This is a genomic window from Mycobacteriales bacterium (genome assembly GCA_036497565.1).
Classification (GTDB): domain Bacteria; phylum Actinomycetota; class Actinomycetes; order Mycobacteriales; family QHCD01; genus DASXJE01.
In genome coordinates this window covers 1-19,387 of record DASXJE010000257.1, presented here as the reverse complement: position 1 = coordinate 19,387, position 19,387 = coordinate 1, and the positions used below count along the sequence as shown (strand labels likewise).

The window sequence follows — 19,387 nt, the reverse complement described above, 5'->3', positions numbered from 1 at the left end:
TCGCCCGTCGCTACCGACTGGAACCTCGTGGCTGACCGTCTGATCGTCCGTGGTGCGCGTGAGCACAACCTCAAGGACGTCCATCTCGACCTGCCTCGTGATGCCCTGATCGTCTTCACCGGGCTGTCCGGCTCCGGCAAGTCCAGCCTCGCGTTCGACACGATCTTCGCCGAGGGGCAGCGCCGTTACGTCGAGTCGCTGTCGGCGTATGCCCGGCAATTCCTCGGCCAAATGGACAAACCGGACGTCGACTTCATCGAGGGTCTGTCCCCGGCGGTGTCGATCGACCAGAAGTCGACCAACCGCAACCCACGCTCGACGGTCGGCACGATCACCGAGGTCTACGACTATCTTCGGCTGCTCTACGCCCGGGCCGGACACCCGCACTGCCCGAAGTGCGGGCGGCCGATCACGAGGCAGACCCCGCAGCAGATCGTCGACCAGGTGCTCGAGATGGAGGAGGGCACCCGGTTCCAGGTGCTCGCCCCCGTCGTGCGCGGTCGCAAGGGCGAATACGTCGACCTCTTCGGCGAGCTGCAGTCCAAGGGCTATTCGCGGGTGCGGGTCGACGGGGTGGTCCATTCGCTGACCGATCCGCCGCGGCTGAAGAAGCAGGAGAAGCACAGCATCGAGGTGGTCGTCGACCGGCTGGCCGCGAAGTCCTCCGCCAAGCGCCGGCTGACCGACTCGGTCGAGACCGCACTCGGCCTCGGCGACGGCATGGTCATCCTCGACCTCGTCGACCTGCCGGAGAACGATCCGCACCGCGAGCGGACCTTCTCCGAGCACCTGGCCTGCCTCTACGACAACCTCTCGTTCGAGGCGCTGGAGCCGCGTTCGTTCTCGTTCAACTCACCGTTCGGCGCCTGCCCCGAGTGCACCGGCATCGGCACCCGCAAGGAGGTCGACGCGGAGCTGGTGGTGCCCGACCCGGAGCGGTCGGTGGCCGACGGGGCGCTCTCGCCGTGGACCTCCGGGCACACCAGCGACTACTTCCTCCGGTTGCTGCAGGCGCTGGCCGACGCGCTCGGTTTCAGTCTGGACACGCCGTGGGACGACCTGCCGGTGCGGGCGCAGAAGGCGATCCTCTACGGCCACGACACCCAGGTGCACGTGCGCTACCGCAACCGGTACGGCCGCGAGCGCGCCTACTACGCGTCGTTCGAGGGTGTGGTGCCGTGGATCGAGCGGCGCTACTCGGAGACCGACAGCGACTACAGCCGGGAGAAGTACGAGGGCTACATGCGGGAGGTGCCGTGCCCGGCGTGTGGCGGGGCCCGCCTCAAGCCGGTCGTCCTCGCGGTGACGCTGGGGGACCGGTCCATCGCCGAGATCTCCGCGATGTCGATCTCCGAACTGGCCGACTTCCTCGGCGGGATCGAGCTCTCCGACCGGGAGCGGCTGATCGCCGAGCGGGTTCTCAAGGAGGTCCACGCCCGGCTCGGGTTCCTGCTCGACGTCGGTCTGGACTATCTGTCCCTCGACCGGCCGGCCGGGACGCTCGCCGGTGGGGAGGCGCAGCGGATCAGGCTCGCCACCCAGATCGGGTCCGGTCTGGTCGGCGTGCTCTACGTCCTCGACGAGCCGTCGATCGGGCTGCATCAACGCGACAACCACCGGCTGATCGAGACGCTGGTGCGGTTGCGCGACCTCGGCAACACACTGATCGTGGTCGAGCACGACGAGGACACCATCCGCTCCGCCGACTGGGTGGTCGACATCGGTCCGGGAGCGGGCGAGCACGGCGGGCACGTCGTGGTCAGTGGCGGGGTGTCCGAGCTCGAAGCCGCCACCGAGTCGCTGACCGGCGCCTACCTGTCCGGTCGCCGGTCCATCGCGTTGCCGGACCAGCGCCGTCGGCCGACTCCCGGTCGCGAACTGGTCGTGGAGAACGCGCACGAGCACAACCTGCGCGGCGTCGATGCGACCTTCCCGCTGGGCTGCTTCGTGACGGTGACCGGCGTGTCCGGGTCGGGCAAGTCCACGCTGGTCAACGACATCCTCTACGCGGCGCTGGCCAGGGCGATCAACGGTGCGAAGACGGTGCCCGGCCGGCACCGCCGGGTGAAGGGGCTCAGTGAGGTAGACAAGGTGGTCGGCGTCGACCAGTCGCCGATCGGCCGGACGCCACGGTCCAACCCGGCGACCTATACGGGCGTCTTCGACCACGTACGCCGGTTGTTCGCGGAGACGACCGAGGCGAAGGTGCGCGGCTACCAGCCGGGCCGGTTCTCGTTCAACGTCAAGGGCGGGCGCTGCGAGGCGTGCGCCGGCGACGGCACCATCAAGATCGAGATGAACTTCCTGCCCGACGTCTATGTGCCGTGTGAGGTCTGCAAGGGAGCCCGCTACAACCGCGAGACGCTGGAGGTGCACTTCAAGGGGCGGACGATCGCCGAGGTGCTCGACATGCCGATCGAGGAAGCGGCGGAGTTCTTCGAGGCGATGCCGGCGATCAGCCGGCACCTGAAGACCCTGGTGGACGTCGGGCTGGGCTACGTCCGGCTCGGTCAGCCGGCGCCGACCCTCTCCGGCGGTGAGGCGCAGCGGGTCAAGCTTGCCTCCGAACTGCAGAAGCGCTCGACCGGGCGCACCGTCTACATCCTCGACGAGCCCACCACGGGCCTGCACTTCGAGGACGTCCGCAAGCTGCTCGGGGTGCTCGGTCGGTTGGTCGACCAGGGCAACACGGTGATCGTGATCGAGCACAACCTCGACGTGGTCAAGACGTCCGACTGGATCATCGACATGGGTCCCGAGGGCGGTCGGGGCGGCGGCGCGATCGTCGCGACCGGCACGCCGGAACAGATCGCCGCGGTGCCCGAGTCCTACACCGGGCAGTTCCTGCGGCCGCTGGTCGGCCGGGCGAAGCCCGAACGGGTGAAGAAATCGACGCCCAAGGTGGCGAAAACCCCGGCGCCGCGGGCGGCGACGAAGGTTGCCGAGCGTGGAGCCAAGAAGTCGGCCGGTCGGATAGCCAAGAAGTCGGCGGCGCGGGCGACCAAGAAGACCGCGGCGCGCTGATACCGCCAGACGACCAGCGGTGCAGCCTCACCGCGGGTGCGCCGCCGCCCTCGGCGGCGACATCGTGCGCCGTACTCGCATCTCGAGGGCACATTTGCGAGTAGAGCGTCCTACGTCGCCCCGCACGAGAGCGGACCGCGGATCGCCGCGGAGATAGGCTCGGGATATGCCTGATCCGTCCACCTACCGCCCGGCTCCGGGCACGGTCCCGGAGTCCCCGGGCGTGTACCGGTTCTCGGACACACATGGCCGGGTCATCTATGTCGGCAAGGCGAAGAGCCTCCGCAGCCGCCTGTCGTCGTACTTCCAGGACATCACCGCGCTCCATCCGCGCACCCGACAGATGGTCATGACCGCCGCGGAGGTGCAGTGGACGGTGGTCTCCACCGAGGTGGAGGCGCTCCAGCTCGAATACAACTGGATCAAGGAGTACGACCCGCGGTTCAACGTGCGTTACCGCGACGACAAGAGCTACCCGTCACTGGCGGTCACCTTGTACGAGGAGTATCCGCGGCTGCAGGTGATGCGCGGTCCCAAGCGCAAAGGGGTGCGCTACTTCGGGCCCTACGCGCACGCCTGGGCGATCCGGGAGACCCTCGACCTGCTGCTGCGGGTGTTTCCGGCCCGCACCTGCTCGGCCGGCGTCTTCAAGCGGGCCCGCCAGATCGACCGGCCCTGCCTGCTGGGCTACATCGGCAAGTGTTCGGCCCCGTGCGTCGGCCGTGTCAGCGCCGACGAACATCGCCGGATCGTCGAGGACTTCTGCGACTTCATGGCCGGCAAGACCGATCAGATGCTGCGCCGGATGGAAACGGAGATGGAACAGGCGTCCGCCGAACTCGAGTTCGAACGGGCCGCCCGGCTCCGCGACGACATCGGCGCGCTGCGCCGGGCGATGGAGAAGCAGGCCGTCGTCTTCGGCGACGGCACCGACGCCGACGTGGTGGCCTTCGCCCAGGACCCGCTCGAGGCCGCGGTCCAGGTGTTCCACGTGCGCGGCGGCCGGGTCCGCGGTCAGCGCGGTTGGGTGGTCGACAAGGTCGAGGACGTCACCACCGGTGAGTTGGTCGAACAGTTCGCCACCCAGATCTACGGCGGCGACTACGCCGAGGACGTTCCCCGCGAGGTGCTCGTCCCGGAGTTGCCGGCCGACGCCGAGGCGCTCGAGGAGTGGCTGGCCGAGCGGCGGGGCGGCCGGGTGCGGCTGCGGGTGCCGCAGCGCGGCGACAAGCGGGCGTTGATGGAGACCGTGGCGCGCAATGCCGAGCAGGCGTTCACCCAGCACAAGCTGAAGCGGGCGAGCGATCTGACGGCGCGTAGCCGGGCACTGGCCGAGATCCAGGAGGCGTTGGGGCTCGACGACGCGCCGCTGCGGATCGAGTGTTTCGACGTCTCCCACGTGCAGGGCAGCAACGTCGTGGCCAGCATGGTCGTGTTCGAGGATGGATTGGCGCGCAAGAACGAGTACCGCAGGTTCGCCGTGCGCGGCACGCACGGCTCGGACGACACGGCCTGGATCCGGGAGGTCGTCCACCGCCGCTTCAGCCGTTATCTCGAGGAACGGATCCGGTCCGGCGACGAGGACGATCCCGAAGCGACGCCGATCGACCCCGACACCGGGCGACCGCGGAAGTTCGCCTACCCGCCGAACCTCGTCGTCGTCGACGGCGGTGCGCCGCAGGTCGCCGCCGCCGCAGAGGCACTCGCCGACCTCGGAATCGTCGACGTCGCGCTCTGTGGGCTCGCGAAGCGGCTCGAGGAGGTCTGGCTACCCGGTGACACCGACCCGGTGATCCTGCCCAGGACGTCGGAAGGTCTCTACCTCCTGCAGCGGGTACGCGACGAGGCGCACCGGTTCGCGATCACCTACCACCGGCAGAAGCGGTCCAAGTCGATGGTGGCGTCGGTGCTCGACGGCGTACCGGGTCTCGGTGAAACACGTCGCAAGGCGCTGCTGTCGCGGTTCGGATCGTTGAAGCGGCTACGCGCCGCAACCGTCGACGAGATTGCCGGCGTACACGGAATCGGGCCCCGTATTGCCGAATCGGTTGTCGCGGCGCTGCATGTCGAGGACGATACCGAGACGCCGGCAGTCAACCCGGCGACCGGGGAAATAGTCGACGACGAGGTCGCGCGGTCCGGCTCAGTCAGCGATGGTGGGGGATGACGGTCCGCGAGGGGGACGACGAACCGCACGGCATCGAGGTTGTCCTCGTGTCCGGGCTGTCCGGCGCCGGTCGGAGCACGGCCGCGAAATGCCTGGAAGACCTCGGTTACTTCGTCGTCGACAACCTCCCGCCCGAACTGATCTCGACGATGGTCGCGCTCGGCAGCCGGTCGAAAGGCGCCGTCACCCGGATCGCGATCGTCGTCGACGTCCGGAGCCGGGCGTTCTCCGCCGACCTGCGCGACGTCATCATCGAGCTCGACCGCCTGGGTAACCGGCCGTGGGTCCTCTTCCTCGAGGCGCGCGACGACGTCCTCGTCCGCCGCTTCGAGAACGTGCGGCGGCAGCATCCGCTGCAGGGCGCCGGTCGACTGATCGACGGCATCGAGGCCGAGCGCGAGTTGCTGCGCGGTATCGCCGGTGAGGCCGACCTGGTCATCGACACGAGCGTGCTCAACGTGCACGAACTCCGGCACAAGATGGAGTCGGCGTTCGGGAGCGACGCGACCCCGCCGCTGCGCGCCACGGTGCTGTCCTTCGGCTACAAGTACGGCCTGCCCGTCGACGCCGACCTCGTGGTCGACGTGCGGTTCCTGCCCAACCCGCACTGGATCCCCGAGCTGCGCGAGATGACCGGGCGCGACCCGGAGGTCCGCGACTACGTGTTGAGCCAGGCCGGCGCCAGCGAATTTCTCGACCTCCTGCACACGCTGCTGCAGCTCGTCGGGGCCGGATACCAGCGGGAGGGCAAGCGCTACCTGACCCTGGCCGTCGGCTGCACCGGAGGCAAGCACCGGTCGGTCGCGATGGCCGAACAGCTCGCCGCGCGCCTCGAGCAGGACGAGGTGCACGCCGAGGTCGTCCACCGCGACCTGGGCAGGGAGTGACCCGTGACCGAGGAGACCGCACCGACAGTCACCGCCGTGGCCGACGGGCCGCGGGTGGTGGCACTGGGTGGCGGGCACGGCCTCGCTGCGTCGCTTGCTGCGCTCCGCATGCTGACCGAACGGCTGACGGCCGTGGTCACGGTCGCCGACGACGGTGGTTCCAGCGGCCGGATCCGTCGGGAGCTCTCGGCGGTTCCCCCGGGCGATCTGCGGATGGCCCTCGCCACCCTCGCCGGCGACGACGAGTGGGGACGCACGTGGGGGGACCTGCTGCAGTACCGGTTCGGCGGAACGGGTGCGCTGGCCGGGCACCCGGTCGGCAACCTGCTGCTCACCGGGCTGGCGGAGCTGACCGGCGACACCGTGGCCGCGCTCGACCTGACCGGGCGGCTGCTCGGTGCGATCGGCCGGGTGCTGCCGATGAGCACGGTGCCGCTCGAGATCGTCGCCGAGGTGGCCGGCATCGACGACGACCCGATGTCGACCCGCCTGATCCGCGGACAGGTCGCCGTCGCGACCACGCCCGGCCGGGTGCTGTCGGTCTCGGTCGTGCCGCGCGACCCGCCGGCGTGCGGTCCGGCGGTGCAGGCCGTCCGCGACGCCGACTTCGTCGTGCTGGGCCCCGGCTCGTGGTTCACCAGCGTGCTGCCGCACCTGCTGGTGCCGGAGCTGGCCGAGGCCCTCGCCGAGACGCGGGCGCAGCGGGTGGTGGCGCTCAACCTCGCGCCGCAGGCGGGGGAGACGGATGGATTCTCCCCGGAGACGCATCTGGACGTACTCTGCGCGCACGCCCCGAAGTTGCGGATCGACGCGGTCGTGGCGGACGCGGCGTCCACGGCGGGTGGCGGTGGATTAGCCGCGACGGTCCGCCGGCTCGGAGCGCGACTGGTGCTCGCGCCGGTCGCCGCGGCGGACGGTACGGCCCGGCACGACCCCCGGCTGCTGGCCGAGGCGTACCGGCAGGTGTTCGGCGGGGCAATGATGTGACAGGCGACACGGGGAGGCAGGGCATATGGCGATGACGGCCGCGGTCAAGGATGAGCTGAGCCGGCTTGTGGTGACGAAGACGTGCTGCCGCAGGTCGGAGGTCTCGACGTTGCTGAGGTTCGCCGGGGGACTGCACATCATCGGCGGGCGGGTGGTGGTCGAGGCCGAGCTGGACACCGGGTCGGTGGCCCGCCGGCTGCGCCGCGACATCAGCGAGGTCTACGGCTACGTCTCCGACGTACGGGTCCTCGCCGGCGGCGGAATCCGCAAGGGGAGCCGCTACGTCGTGCGGGTCAGCAACGACGGCGAGGGCCTGGCCCGCCAGACCGGCCTGCTCGACGTCCGGGGCCGGCCGGTGCGCGGCCTGCCGCCCCAGGTGGTCTCCGGCGGCACCTGTGACGCCGAGGCCGCGTGGCGGGGTGCGTTCCTCGCCCACGGCTCGCTCACCGAACCTGGTCGCTCCTCGGCGCTGGAGGTGACCTGCCCCGGCCCGGAGTCGGCGTTGGCGCTGGTCGGGGCGGCGCGCCGCCTCAGCATCGCCGCGAAGGCGCGGGAGGTGCGTGGCGTCGACCGCGTCGTGGTGCGCGACGGCGACGCCATCGGCGCCCTGCTGACCCGGCTCGGTGCGCACGAGTCGGTGCTGGCCTGGGAGGAGCGCCGGATGCGCCGCGAGGTGCGGGCCACCGCCAACCGGCTGGCCAACTTCGACGACGCCAACCTGCGCCGCTCCGCGCGGGCCGCGGTCGCCGCCGGCGCCCGGGTCGCCCGCGCGCTGGAGATCCTCGGCCCCGACGCCCCCGACCACCTGCTCCTGGCCGGGCGGCTCCGGCTCGAGCACAAGCAGGCATCGCTGGAGGAGCTCGGCGCCCTTGCCGACCCGCCGATGACCAAGGACGCCGTCGCCGGGCGGATCCGTCGGCTGCTGGCTCTCGCCGACAAACGGGCGGCCGACCTGGGTGTCCCGGACACCGAGGCGAGCGTCACCCCGGACATGCTGACCTCCTGACCGAGGTGTACGGGCCCGTTCACGGGCCCGGGGCCGCACGCATTAGGGTCGAAGCCGAGGCAACGTCGCCTCGCTCTGACCGACCTGACCGTTTTCAGCACCCGTTCGATCATCGCCGCCGGTCGGCGGCCGTATCCGAGGAGTACCGCGTGACCATCCGCGTCGGCGTGAACGGCTTCGGCCGCATCGGCCGTAACTTCTATCGGGCCGTCCAGGCCAGCGACCACGACATCGAGATCGTCGCCGCTAACGACCTCGGTGACGTCGCCACGATGGCGCATCTGCTCAAGTACGACACCGTGCTCGGCCCGCTGCCCCAGGACGTGCGCGCCACGAAGGACGGCATCGAGGTCGGCGGCAAGACGATCAAGATCCTGGCCGAGCGCGACCCCGGCAAGCTGCCGTGGAAGGACCTCGGCGTCGACGTGGTCCTCGAGTCCACCGGCTTCTTCACCAAGGCCGCCGACGCGCGCAAGCACGTCGACGAGGGCGGCGCGAAGAAGGTCATCATCTCGGCGCCGGCCACGGGTGAGGACCTCACGGTCGTGCCCGGGGTCAACGACTCCGAGTACGACGGGTCGCAGACCGTCATCTCCAACGCGTCGTGCACGACGAACTGCCTCGCGCCGATGGCCAAGGTGCTGCTCGACGCGTTCGGCATCGAGCGCGGCCTGATGACGACGATCCACGCCTACACCCAGGACCAGAACCTGCAGGACGCCCCGCACAAGGACCTGCGTCGGGCGCGGGCCGCGGCGGTCAACGTGATCCCGACCAGCACCGGTGCGGCGAAGGCGATCGGCCTGGTGCTGCCGCAGCTGAAGGGGAAGCTGGACGGCTACGCGCTGCGGGTGCCGGTCATCACCGGCTCGGCCACCGACCTCACGGTCACCCTGAGCCGAGAGGCCAGCGTCGAGGAGGTCAATGCGGCCGCCAAGGCGGCGGCCGCCGACGGCCCGCTCAAGAGCTACCTGCGCTACACCGAGGACCCGATCGTCTCCTCCGACATCGTCGGCGACCCCTCCTCCTGCATCTTCGACGCCGGACTCACCAAGGCGATCGGAAACCAGGTCAAGGTGGTCGGCTGGTACGACAACGAGTTCGGCTACTCCAGCCGGCTCGTCGACCTCATCGCCCTGGTCGCGTCGAAGCTGTCCTGAGGACATGAAGACCGTCGACGACCTGCTCGCCGAGGGTGTGCGGGGCCGGCACGTCCTCGTCCGTTCCGATCTCAACGTCCCGATGGACGGTGGCCGGATCACCGACGACGGCCGCATCCTCGCCAGTCTCCCGGTGATCGGGCGGCTGGCCGAGGCCGGTGCCCGGGTGGTGGTCACCGCGCACCTCGGTCGGCCGAAGGGTGCTCCCGACCCGCAGTACTCGCTGCGTCCGGTCGGCGTTCGGCTCGGTGAGCTCCTCGGCCGGCCGGTGACCTGTGCCGCCGACGTCGTCGGTGACAGCGCCCGGTCGGTGGTCGCCGAGCTGGCCGACGGATCGGTGGCGCTGCTGGAGAACGTCCGCTTCGAGGCGGGGGAGACCAGCAAGGACGACGCGCAGCGCGGCGCGTTCGCCGACGCGCTCGCCGGGCTGGTCGGCGCGGGCGGTGCCTATGTCGACGACGCGTTCGGCGCGGTGCACCGCAAGCACGCCAGCGTCTACGACGTCGCCCTGCGGCTGCCGCACCATGCCGGTGACCTGGTGCTGCGGGAACTGCAGATGCTGAGCACGCTGACCGGGTCGCCGGACCGGCCCTACGTGGTCGTGCTCGGCGGCAGCAAGGTCTCGGACAAGCTCGGCGTGATCTCGGCGCTGCTGCCGAAGGTCGACCGGTTGCTGATCGGCGGCGGGATGTGTTTCACGTTCCTCGCCGCCCAGGGTCACGAGGTCGGGGCGTCGCTGCTCGAGACCGAGCAGATCGACACCTGCCGGCGGCTGCTGGCCGAGGCCGGTGACCGGATCGTGCTGCCGGTCGACATCGTCGTCGCGGCCGACATCAGTCCGCACTCGGTGCCGAAGACGGTCGAGGCGATCAGCATCCCCGTCGAGGAGATGGGCCTGGATATCGGGCCGGAGACCGTCACACTCTTCGCCGACGAGCTCGGCAAGGCCCGCACGGTCTTCTGGAACGGTCCGATGGGCGTGTTCGAGGTGGCGCCGTTCGCGGCAGGCACCAAGGGCGTGGCGCAGGCCGTCGCCGAATGCCCGGGTACGACGGTCGTCGGGGGCGGTGACTCCGCCGCGGCGGTGCGCGCTCTCGGCCTCGACGAGAGCGCGTACACCCACATCTCGACCGGCGGCGGCGCGTCGCTGGAATTCCTCGAGGGCAAGGCGCTGCCCGGCGTCGCCGTACTGGAGTCCTGAGTGGCGAAGAAGCCCGCCCGGCGGCCGATGATCGCCGGCAACTGGAAGATGAACCTCACCCACCTCGAGGCGATCGCGCTGGTGCAGAAGATCGCCTTCAGCCTGACCGAGGAGGTGTTCACCGACGTCGAGGTCGTGGTGCTGCCACCCTTCATCGGGCTACGCAGCGTGCAGACCCTCGTCGACGGCGACAAGCTGCTGCTCGAGTACGGCGCCCAGGACCTCTCGCCGCACGCCGCCGGGGCCTACACCGGCGACATCAGCGGACCGATGCTCGCGAAGCTCGGCTGCTCCTACGTCGTCGTCGGCCACTCCGAGCGCCGGCAGTACCACCACGAGGACGACGCCCTCGTCAACGCCAAGGTGCGCGCCGCCTTTTCCCACGGACTGATCCCGATTCTGTGCGTGGGCGAAGGTCTCGACGTGCGGGAGGAAGGCCGGCACGTCGAGCACTGCTGCACCCAGCTGCGGGCCGCGCTCCAGGAGGTGCCCGCCGCGCAGGCGCGCGAGATCGTCCTCGCCTACGAGCCGGTCTGGGCGATCGGCACCGGCAAGGTCGCCACTCCGGAGGACGCGCAGCAAGTGTGCGGCGAGCTGCGCACCACCCTCGCCGACCTCTATACCGGCGACCTCGCCGACGGTGTCCGCGTCCTCTACGGCGGATCGGTGAAGGCCGACAACTCGGCCGCGATCGTGGCGCAGCCCGACATCGACGGCGCCCTCGTCGGCGGGGCGAGCCTGGACGGCGAGGAGTTCGCGGGCATCTGTCGCCGCGCCGCCGAGGCCGTCGGGTAACCTCGAGTTACGCGGAGAACCTCCCGGATCGACCACGAAAGGCTACGCAGCGTCGATGATCCTTGCACTGTCCGTCGTGTTGATCATCACCAGCCTCGGCATGGTGGTGCTGGTGCTGCTGCACCGCGGCAAGGGCGGCGGGCTCTCGTCGATGTTCGGCGGCGGGATGTCATCGTCGCTGTCGGGCTCCTCGGTCGTGGAGAAGAACCTCGACCGGCTGACCGTCGTGCTCGGTCTGATCTGGGCGGTGTGCATCGTGCTCCTGGGCCTGTTGTACAAATGACCGCCCGACGAGAGCCGCTCGACAATTGACCTGACGGTCAACGGCTGCCGGCATGTCGCGTATCGCGAGTCGGCACTAGACTGAGCAGCCGGGGGTCCGTTCCATCCGTCGTACGAAGGAGAGCCACACCGTGGCAGGTGGCAACGCGATCCGAGGCAGCCGCGTCGGAGCCGGACCTATGGGCGAGGCGGAGCGCGGCGAGTCGGCACCCCGTCAGCGAATTTCGTTCTGGTGCGCGAACGGGCACGAGACGCTGCCGTCGTTCGCCGAGGAGGCCGCGATCCCGGATACCTGGGACTGTCCCCGGTGCGGGCTGCCGGCCGGCCAGACGAAGGACACCCCGCCCGCGGTGCCGCGCAACGAGCCCTACAAGACCCACCTTGCCTACGTCCGGGAGCGGCGCAGCGATGCCGACGGCGCCGCCATCCTCGATGAGGCGCTGGCCCGGCTGCGCAACAAGCGCACCGGCGGCTGACCGCACCCTTCTCCATCGGGTGACGTGTGAACACCTCTGTGTGAGGTGGCCCCAACCGGGCGATCGGTGGCCCCGCCGACTAGCGGACCGGTGCGCCGCCACTGTGCCCAAGTAACCCCGAACCGCCGGTAGGACAGGCGGCCTGCTGCCACGATCGGCGGCCAGGGGGGTTGGTCGATGCACACCGAACGCTTTGGCATCTCCGTCGCGGCGGACCAGACGACGGTGTGGCGCGCCCTGACCGACCCGTGCCGGACTCCGGCGTTCTTCTTCGGCCTGCGCATCGACTCCACCTGGGAACCCGGCGCGGCCGTCACGATCACCGGTGCCGGACCGGACCGCCTCGTCGGCAGCGTGCTCGTCTGCGACCCGCCGCGCCGGCTCAGCTACGGCGTCGGCAGCCCGGTCAGCTGTGGCGGCGACGACACGATCGGCGATGACAGCCTGAGCTGGCTGTCGTGGGAGCTCGAGGCGGCCGGCTGCGGCCTGACCCGGGTGACGCTCCTGCACGACGAGATGTGCCCGGCCGGGCCGGCTGCCGACGGCGTGTGGAACCGATTGCTCGGCAATCTCGAGACCTACCTCGACAGCGATCGACCGATCGTCCGCCGGACCCCCGCCTGACCGCATCGCCCACCGGAAGGAACCGTTCCTCATGACCTCTTCTGCGCGCCACGCCGCCCGACCGGTCGACCACTCGAGTCTGGCCGCCCGGCTCGAGTGTGACGTCATCACCGCGCAGGATCCGCGCTGGGACGACGCCCGCACGGGGTGGATCCTCAACGCCGACCAGCGGCCCGCCGCCGTCGTACCTGTCAAGGGTCCGTCCGACATCGCCGCGGTGATCCGCTACGCGCGCACGAACGGCTTCCGGGTCGCCGCGCAGGGCACCGGGCACAGCGCGACGACCCTCGCCCCCAATCTCGAACAGACCATCCTGATCCGCACCGGCGCGCTCGACCGCGTGACGGTCGACCCGGTCGCGGGCACCGCCCGCGCCGAGGCCGGCGCGGTGTGGTCGCAGGTCAGCCAACTGGCCGCCGAGCACGGTCTCGCCGCCCTGGCCGGCTCGTCGCCCGACGTCGGCGTGACCGGCTACACCCTCGGGGGCGGGCTCAGCTGGCTGGGCCGCAAGTATGGACTGGCCACCAACTCGGTGGTTGCCGCCGAGGTGGTCACCGGCGATGGGCAGGTCCTGCGGATCGACGCCGAGCATCACCCCGAGTTGTTCTGGGCCATCCGGGGCGGCGGCGGCAGCATGGCCGTCGTCACCGCGCTGGAGTTCCGGCTCTATCCGGTCGCCGAGGTCTACGCCGGCACACTGTTCTGGCCGATGGAGCGGGCCCGCGAGGTCCTGGGTGCCTGGCAGGCCTGGACGCAGGACGCGCCGGAGGAGGTCACGTCGTGCGGCCGGCTGCTGAGCCTGCCGCCGCTTCCGGTGATCCCGGAGCCGCTTCGCGGCGGCAACTTCGCCGTCCTCGAGTTCGCCTTCCTCGGGAACAGCCACGACGGCGACGAGCTGATCGCGCCGCTGCGCGCCCTGGGGCCCGTGATGGACACCGTGACGACGATTCCGGCGGCCGAGCTCGCCAAGATGCACATGGACCCGGAGTTCCCGGTGCCCGCCATCGGGGACGGCTTCCAGCTCCGCGAGTTCCCGCCTGAGGCACTCGACGCCCTTCTCGCGGTCGCAGGAGCCGGCACCGATTCGCCGCTGCTGTCGGTGGAGCTCCGCCACGTGGGCGGCGCGCTTGGCCGGGCGGCGCGCGACGCCGGAGCGCTCGCCACGATGCCGGGGGCCTACGCAGGGTTCGCCGTGGCCCTGACGATGGACCGTGCCGCGGAACAGGCCGCTCTCACTCGGATCCGGGCCATCCAGGATGCCGTCGCCCCGTGGCGCTCCGAGCTCAGCTACCCCAACTTCGCCGAGCATCCCGACCATCCGGCCGCCTTCTTCTGCGCCGAGGACGAGCAGCGTCTCGCCCGCGCCAAGACGAGGTATGACGAGGCCTCGACGCTGGTCTCCGGCCACCCGGTGCGTACGACACGGACCGCCTAGTCCGGTCGACGCTCGCGTCAGGCGAGCGGCAGCCGGACGACCGACGCGGGGAGCCGGCTGGCGGCCGCCCGGTCGAGCAGCCACAGGGTGCGGGCCCGGGCCCGGACCCCGGCCGCCGGCACCTGCACCGCACCGGCGCCGCCGAGGGCCATCGCCACGGCGGCAGCCTTCTCCGCACCGGTGGTGGCCAGCCACGCCTCGGTGGCCGTGTTGATCGCCCGCAGCGTGAGGGTGAGCCGGATCGGTGGCGGCTTGGGCGAGCCGTGCACGGCGACGACCGAGCGCTCGTCGTACGCCGCCGGTGACTCGGGGAAGATCGACGCGGTGTGGCCCTCCTCGCCGACGCCGAGCATGAGCACGTCGAACCGCGGCACGTCGCCGTGGTCCTCCGGCCGGGCCGCGGCGGCCAGCTCGCGGGCGTAGGCCGCGGCGGCCGCCTCGGGGTCGTTGCCCCACTGTCCATCCGATGCGGGGAACGGGTGCACCCGCTCGGGGGAGAGCGCAATCGAGTCCAGTAGGGCCTCGCGGGCCTGCCGGTCGTTGCGCTCGGGATCGTCGGCCGGCACGAAGCGTTCGTCGCCCCACCACACGTCGACCCGCGGCCAGTCCACCGCGTCGCGGGCCGGATTGGTGCGCAGCTCGGTGAGCACCGCCGTACCGAGGCGACCGCCGGTGAGCACGACCGACGCGCTACCCCGGGCGGCCTGGGCGTCGACCAACCTCGTGACGACCCGGGCGGCGATCGCCTTCGCCAGCAGGTCGGCGTCGCGGTGGACGACGACCTCGGGGCTGCTCACCGACGCTCCTGGCCGGACGGCGCGGTCACGGCCCGGTGGCCGATGCCGGCTCGGGGGCCTCCGCCGGGTCGCGCCAGACGTGGGTACGCAAGGCCGGCCGATCGCCCAGGCCGACCGAGCCGGTCGCCGCGCCGAGCGCGTCGGCGTAGATCTCGTCGGCGTCGAGGCGGTGCAGCTCCTCGGCGAGCAGCTCGCCGATGCCGCGGTCGGCCAGGGACACGACGCTGCCTTCGGCCTCGCGTTCGCGGCGCAGCAGTCCGCGCCCGTCCTGGCCGCGGTGCATGGTCATCTGCTCGCCGTCGGCCAGGTCGATGGCCACCTCGGTGACGCCCGGACCGCCGTCGGCGGTGAGCGGCACCGCCGTTCCGATCCGGCTGCCGAGCCATCCGGCGAGCAGGGCGGAACTGGGATCGGTCGGCTCACCCAGGACGCTCGCGCCGGTGAGCCGGTGGTTGCAGGAGTCGACCGCCGACGCGAGCTGACCGCGCCACGGGGTGATCCGGGTCCAGCCCAGGTCGGTGTCGCCGGGCGCGTAGTCGGCGGCGCGTCGCCGCAGGGCGGCGATCGGGTCGACGGCCCGCGACGAGTCGGTGATGCGTCGGTCGGCGAGTACGCCGAGCGGGTCGTGGGCGATGAGGTCAGGAGGCGGGGCGTGCCACCAGGTCACGACCGGGACGTCGGGGGCGAGCAGCGGCAGGGCCACCGACTCCGCGTGCAGTGCCAGCCGGCCGTACATGCGCATGACCACGGCCTCGCCGGGACCCAGCCGGCCGCCCATCAGCACCTCCGCGTCGAGCCGCGGGACCGGCGCGTCGATCTCGCGCCGGACGACCACCAGCAGCCGGCACGGATGGTGTGACGCCGCGGTCGTGGCGGCGGCCTCGGCCTCGGCGACGTCGCGCTCCCCGACGACGACGATCAGGGTGAGCGCACAGCCGGAAGTCATGGCGCCGCCGGTGCGTCGTTCGGCGGCGAGCGCCTTGACGACCTGGGTGCCGGTGGTGTCCCAAAGTGTGGTCATCGCCGATTCCCTGATCGCAATGCGGAAGTTCGCGTCATGGTCGTCTCCACTGCCGGCCGTCGCCGGCGAGCATCTCGTCGGCCTCCCGCGGCCCCCACTCGCCGGCCCGGTAGGGCGCCGGCGGATGGTCCTGCCAGAAGGCCTCGAGCGGGTCGATCGCCCGCCAGGACTCCTCGACCTCGTCGTTGCGCGGGAAGAGCGTGGCGTCGCCGAGGAGCACGTCGAGCACCAGCCGCTCATAGGCCTCCGGGCTGGACTCGGTGAACGCCTCGCCGTAGAGGAAGTCCATCGCGACGTCGCGGACCTCCATCGTGCTGCCCGGCACCTTCGAGCCGAACTTCAGCGTGACGCCCTCGTCGGGCTGCACCCGGACCACGAGCTGGTTATGGCCGAGCTCCTCGGTGTCTGTGGCGTCGAAGGGCAGGTGCGGCGCCCGGCGGAAGGACAGCGCGATCTCGGTCACCCGGCGCGGCAGGCGTTTCCCGGTGCGCAGGTAGAACGGGACGCCCGCCCAGCGTCGGGTTTCGACCCCGAACCGGACCGCGGCGTAGCTCTCGGTCGTCGAGTCCGGCGGGACGTCCTTCTCCTGCCGGTAGCCGACCGCGCGCTCACCGGCCAGCCAGCCCTGGTCGTACTGGCCGCGTACGGCGTAGCGCTCCATGTCCGTGGGCAGGCTCACCGCACGCAGCACCTTGAGCTTCTCGGTGCGGATGGCGTCGGCGGAGAACTCGACCGGCTCCTCCATGGCCGTCAGCGCCAGTAGCTGGAAGAGGTGGTTCTGCATGACGTCGCGTGCCGCACCGGTCCGGTCGTAGAACGCGGCGCGGGTGCCGATGCCGACGTCCTCGGCCATCGTGATCTGCACGGAGTCGACGTAGTTGGAGTTCCACACCGGCTCGAAGAGCATGTTGGCGAACCGCAGCGCCAGCAGATTCTGGACGGTTTCCTTGCCGAGGTAGTGGTCGATCCGGAAGACGTCTTTGGCGGTGAAGACCTCGTCGACCAGCCGGTTGAGGTCACGGGCACTGGCCAGATCGTGGCCGAACGGTTTCTCCACCACGACCCGGCGCCAGCCGCCGGACCGCTTGTTGTCCGACAGGCCGGTGCGGTCCATCTGCTTGAGCACCGTGGGGAACATCGCCGGGGGGATCGACAGGTAGAACGCCGCGTTGCCCTGGATGCCGTGCGACTCGCTGAGGTCGCGCAGCGTCTGCGCCAGCAGGTCGAACGCGTCGTCGTCGTCGAACGACCCGGAGACGAACTTGATGTTGCCGTAGAGCCGGTTCCACGTCTCTTCCTGCCACGGTGTGCGCGCGTGTTGCTTGGCGGCGTTCTTCGCCAACTGCTCGAAGTCGCCGTGGTCCCAGTCGCGGCGGGCGAAACCCAGCAGCACGAAGTCGGTCGGCAGCAACCCCCGGTTGGCGAGGTCGTAGACGGCCGGCATCAGCTTGTTGCGCGCCAGGTCCCCGGTGACGCCGAAGACGACCAGGGCGCATGGCTCCGGGACCCGGGGGAGCCGGCGGTCCCGCGTGTCGCGGAGCGGGTTGTCCGGTCGCTCGGCGACGGTTATTGCCTCACTCACGCGATGGCCTCCATGAGCTGGCCCAGACCGGCCCGACGGTCGGTCAGATGCAGTCGTACAACGGGACGTCCGCGGCCGGCCAGCGCTTGGCTGTCGCCGGCGACCTGCGCGGCCTGCAGCTGGCCGAAAGTGTAGGGCTCGCCGGGTATGTCGAGGTCCTCTTGGACCGCGCCGGTGATCTGCAGGAACACCCCGACCTGCGGGCCGCCCTTGTGGTACTGCCCGGTCGAGTGCAGGAAGCGCGGTCCCCACCCGAAGGTGACCGAGTGCGGGGTCGTCCCCGCCAGTATCGCCCGGGTGTTGGCGGCCGACGCGTCGGCCAGGCGGTCGAGGTAGGCCATGACGGCGAGGTAACCGCGGTCCGGCACGGTGGCGAGCAGCCGGTGGATCACTCCGCGGACGTCGTGCGTGCCCTCGGCGAGCGAGTCGTCGGCGTAGACCTCGATGGCGCCGTGGGTCGCGGCCGGTTTCGTCGGTGGGATTCCGTCGGCGAGGATCCGCTTCGTGTTGTCCTTGGACTCAGTGACGTTGGGCTGGTCGAACGGGTTGATCCCGATCACCCGGCCCGCGAGCGCGGTGGCGTATTCCCAGACCAGGAACTGAGCACCGAGCGGACCGCTGATCGCGACCCGGGGTCCGGTGGCCTGGCCGACCGCGACGGGAAGGAGGTCCGGTCCGGTGGCGCCGGCGGCGTCGACGGACTCGACGACGACGGGCAGTACGCCGCGGCCGTTCTTGCCGGTGGACTCGGCGATCAGCTGCTCGGCCCAGTCGCCGAGGCCCACCGCGTCCGCGGTCGGTGTGGGGGCGATGGACACCTTGTCCCGGCCGGCGGCGTAGCCCGCGCCGATCGCGGCACCGAGGTCGAGGCCCGGGTTGTTCTCGCCGGCGGCGAGCGAGGGGAAGACCGCCGCGGCGTCGTCGAGCAGACTTGTGACGTCGGCGCCGGCGAGCGCCGAGGGGACCAGGCCGAATGCGGTCAGGGCGCTGTAGCGCCCCCCGACGTTGGGGTCGGCCAGGAAGACCTCTCGGAAGCCGCTGTCCTTGGCGAGCCGTTCCAGCGGCGAGCCGGCGTCGGTGACCGCGACGAAGCGCCGGCCGACCTCTTCCGCGGACAGGCCTGCCTTGGCGAAGGCGTCGGCGAAGGCACGCCGGTGGCTGTCGGTCTCGACCGTGCCGCCGGACTTCGACGACACCACCAGGAGGGTGCGGTCCAGATCGGTCAGCGCCGCCCGGATCTGCCCGGGGTCGGTGGTGTCGAGGACGACGAGGTCGACGCCCGCGGTGCGGGTGATCACCTCCGGAGCCAGCGACGAGCCGCCCATCCCGGCCAGCACGATCCGATCGATGCCCTCGGCCTCGAGGTCGGCCCGCAGGGCGGCCAGCCGGGGAAGCAGCTCCCGGGACGACTCATCCAGCCTCAGCCAGCCGAGCCGGATGGCCGCCTCGGATCGGGCGTCGGGGCCCCACAGGTCGGGGTCGCCGGCGGCGAGCTTCGCGGGGACGTCGGCGGCGATCGCCTCGGCGGCGACGGTCGCCGCCGCCTCGGTGAAGCCGTCGAGGTCGACCTGCACCGGTGCCGTCACCGGGCCGCCCTCAGCTGGCCGGCCAGGGTGTCGAGCAGACCCTTCCACGAGTCGTCGAACTTCTTCACGCCCTCCTCCTCGAGCACCTTGACCACATCGTCGTACTCGATACCGATCGCCGCGAGGGCGTCGAGCTCGGCCTTCGATTGTTCGTAGGTGCCGTGCACCGTGTCGCCGCGGATCTTGCCGTGGTCCGCGACGGCCACCAGGGTCGCCTCGGGCATCGTGTTCACCACGTCGGGGGCGACCAGCTCGACGACGTAACGGGTGTCGTCGTAGCTCGGGTCCTTCACACCGGTCGACGCCCACAGCGGACGCTGGGTCTTCGCGCCGGCCGCGGCCAGGGCCTTCCAGCGG

The 19,387-nt window shown here is 71.1% G+C and carries 17 protein-coding genes; 12 read left to right on the top strand and 5 right to left on the bottom strand.

The genetic code is table 11. The features are described from left to right. The first annotated feature begins 27 nt into the window (after window positions 1–27). The 12 genes from uvrA (at window position 28) to VGH85_20320 (ending at window position 14,044) form a co-directional block, all read left to right on the top strand. Window positions 28–3,024: an excinuclease ABC subunit UvrA gene (gene uvrA / locus VGH85_20375; GenBank protein HEY2176169.1), complete on the top strand. Its 2,997-nt coding sequence runs from the start codon at window positions 28–30 to the stop codon at window positions 3,022–3,024. A 166-nt stretch (window positions 3,025–3,190) separates the two neighbouring features. Beyond that, on the top strand, window positions 3,191–5,191 hold the full coding sequence (uvrC, locus tag VGH85_20370; GenBank protein HEY2176168.1) for an excinuclease ABC subunit UvrC: 2,001 nt from the start codon (window positions 3,191–3,193) through the stop codon (window positions 5,189–5,191). Next, window positions 5,188–6,078, top strand: a complete 891-nt coding sequence (rapZ, locus tag VGH85_20365) for an RNase adapter RapZ (GenBank protein ID HEY2176167.1) — start codon at window positions 5,188–5,190, stop codon at window positions 6,076–6,078. The genes uvrC and rapZ overlap by 4 nt, the downstream gene beginning before the upstream one ends. 3 nt (window positions 6,079–6,081) lie before the next feature. Continuing rightward, window positions 6,082–7,065, top strand: coding sequence for a uridine diphosphate-N-acetylglucosamine-binding protein YvcK (gene yvcK, locus VGH85_20360; GenBank protein ID HEY2176166.1), 984 nt, complete (start codon window positions 6,082–6,084; stop codon window positions 7,063–7,065). A gap of 25 nt (window positions 7,066–7,090) precedes the next feature. Next, window positions 7,091–8,071 (top strand): DNA-binding protein WhiA, encoded by a 981-nt coding sequence (whiA, locus tag VGH85_20355; GenBank protein ID HEY2176165.1) that lies wholly within the window; start codon window positions 7,091–7,093, stop codon window positions 8,069–8,071. Window positions 8,072–8,220: 149 nt separating this feature from the next. After that, window positions 8,221–9,231, top strand: a complete 1,011-nt coding sequence (gap, locus tag VGH85_20350) for a type I glyceraldehyde-3-phosphate dehydrogenase (protein HEY2176164.1) — start codon at window positions 8,221–8,223, stop codon at window positions 9,229–9,231. 4 nt (window positions 9,232–9,235) lie between these two features. Further along, window positions 9,236–10,432 (top strand): phosphoglycerate kinase, encoded by a 1,197-nt coding sequence (locus tag VGH85_20345; GenBank protein ID HEY2176163.1) that lies wholly within the window; start codon window positions 9,236–9,238, stop codon window positions 10,430–10,432. A gap of 27 nt (window positions 10,433–10,459) precedes the next feature. Next, on the top strand, window positions 10,460–11,227 hold the full coding sequence (tpiA, locus tag VGH85_20340) for a triose-phosphate isomerase (GenBank protein HEY2176162.1): 768 nt from the start codon (window positions 10,460–10,462) through the stop codon (window positions 11,225–11,227). 55 nt (window positions 11,228–11,282) lie between these two features. After that, entirely contained in the window at window positions 11,283–11,510 is a 228-nt protein-coding gene (gene secG, locus VGH85_20335; GenBank protein ID HEY2176161.1) for a preprotein translocase subunit SecG, read from the top strand. Between the two features lie 130 nt (window positions 11,511–11,640). Then, window positions 11,641–11,985 carry an RNA polymerase-binding protein RbpA gene (locus tag VGH85_20330; protein ID HEY2176160.1) on the top strand — a complete coding sequence of 115 codons (345 nt, stop codon included), beginning with the start codon at window positions 11,641–11,643 and terminating at the stop codon, window positions 11,983–11,985. A 177-nt stretch (window positions 11,986–12,162) separates the two neighbouring features. Continuing rightward, window positions 12,163–12,609: an SRPBCC domain-containing protein gene (locus tag VGH85_20325; GenBank protein ID HEY2176159.1), complete on the top strand. Its 447-nt coding sequence runs from the start codon at window positions 12,163–12,165 to the stop codon at window positions 12,607–12,609. 31 nt (window positions 12,610–12,640) lie between these two features. Next, window positions 12,641–14,044 carry an FAD-binding oxidoreductase gene (locus VGH85_20320; GenBank protein ID HEY2176158.1) on the top strand — a complete coding sequence of 468 codons (1,404 nt, stop codon included), beginning with the start codon at window positions 12,641–12,643 and terminating at the stop codon, window positions 14,042–14,044. Window positions 14,045–14,061: 17 nt separating this feature from the next. Here VGH85_20320 and pgl read toward each other — a convergent pair whose 3' ends face one another. From pgl to VGH85_20295, 5 genes are all read right to left on the bottom strand, one after another. After that, window positions 14,062–14,841: a 6-phosphogluconolactonase gene (gene pgl / locus VGH85_20315; GenBank protein HEY2176157.1), complete on the bottom strand. Its 780-nt coding sequence runs from the start codon at window positions 14,839–14,841 to the stop codon at window positions 14,062–14,064. A 25-nt stretch (window positions 14,842–14,866) separates the two neighbouring features. Then, window positions 14,867–15,862, bottom strand: a complete 996-nt coding sequence (locus VGH85_20310; GenBank protein ID HEY2176156.1) for a glucose-6-phosphate dehydrogenase assembly protein OpcA — start codon at window positions 15,860–15,862, stop codon at window positions 14,867–14,869. Between the two features lie 34 nt (window positions 15,863–15,896). Continuing rightward, entirely contained in the window at window positions 15,897–17,444 is a 1,548-nt protein-coding gene (zwf, locus tag VGH85_20305) for a glucose-6-phosphate dehydrogenase (protein HEY2176155.1), read from the bottom strand. Then, entirely contained in the window at window positions 17,441–19,030 is a 1,590-nt protein-coding gene (locus tag VGH85_20300) for a glucose-6-phosphate isomerase (GenBank protein ID HEY2176154.1), read from the bottom strand. The genes zwf and VGH85_20300 overlap by 4 nt, the downstream gene beginning before the upstream one ends. After that, window positions 19,027–19,387: transaldolase family protein (locus VGH85_20295; GenBank protein ID HEY2176153.1), on the bottom strand; the 361-nt coding region annotated here is incomplete at its 5' end. The genes VGH85_20300 and VGH85_20295, both read right to left, overlap by 4 nt.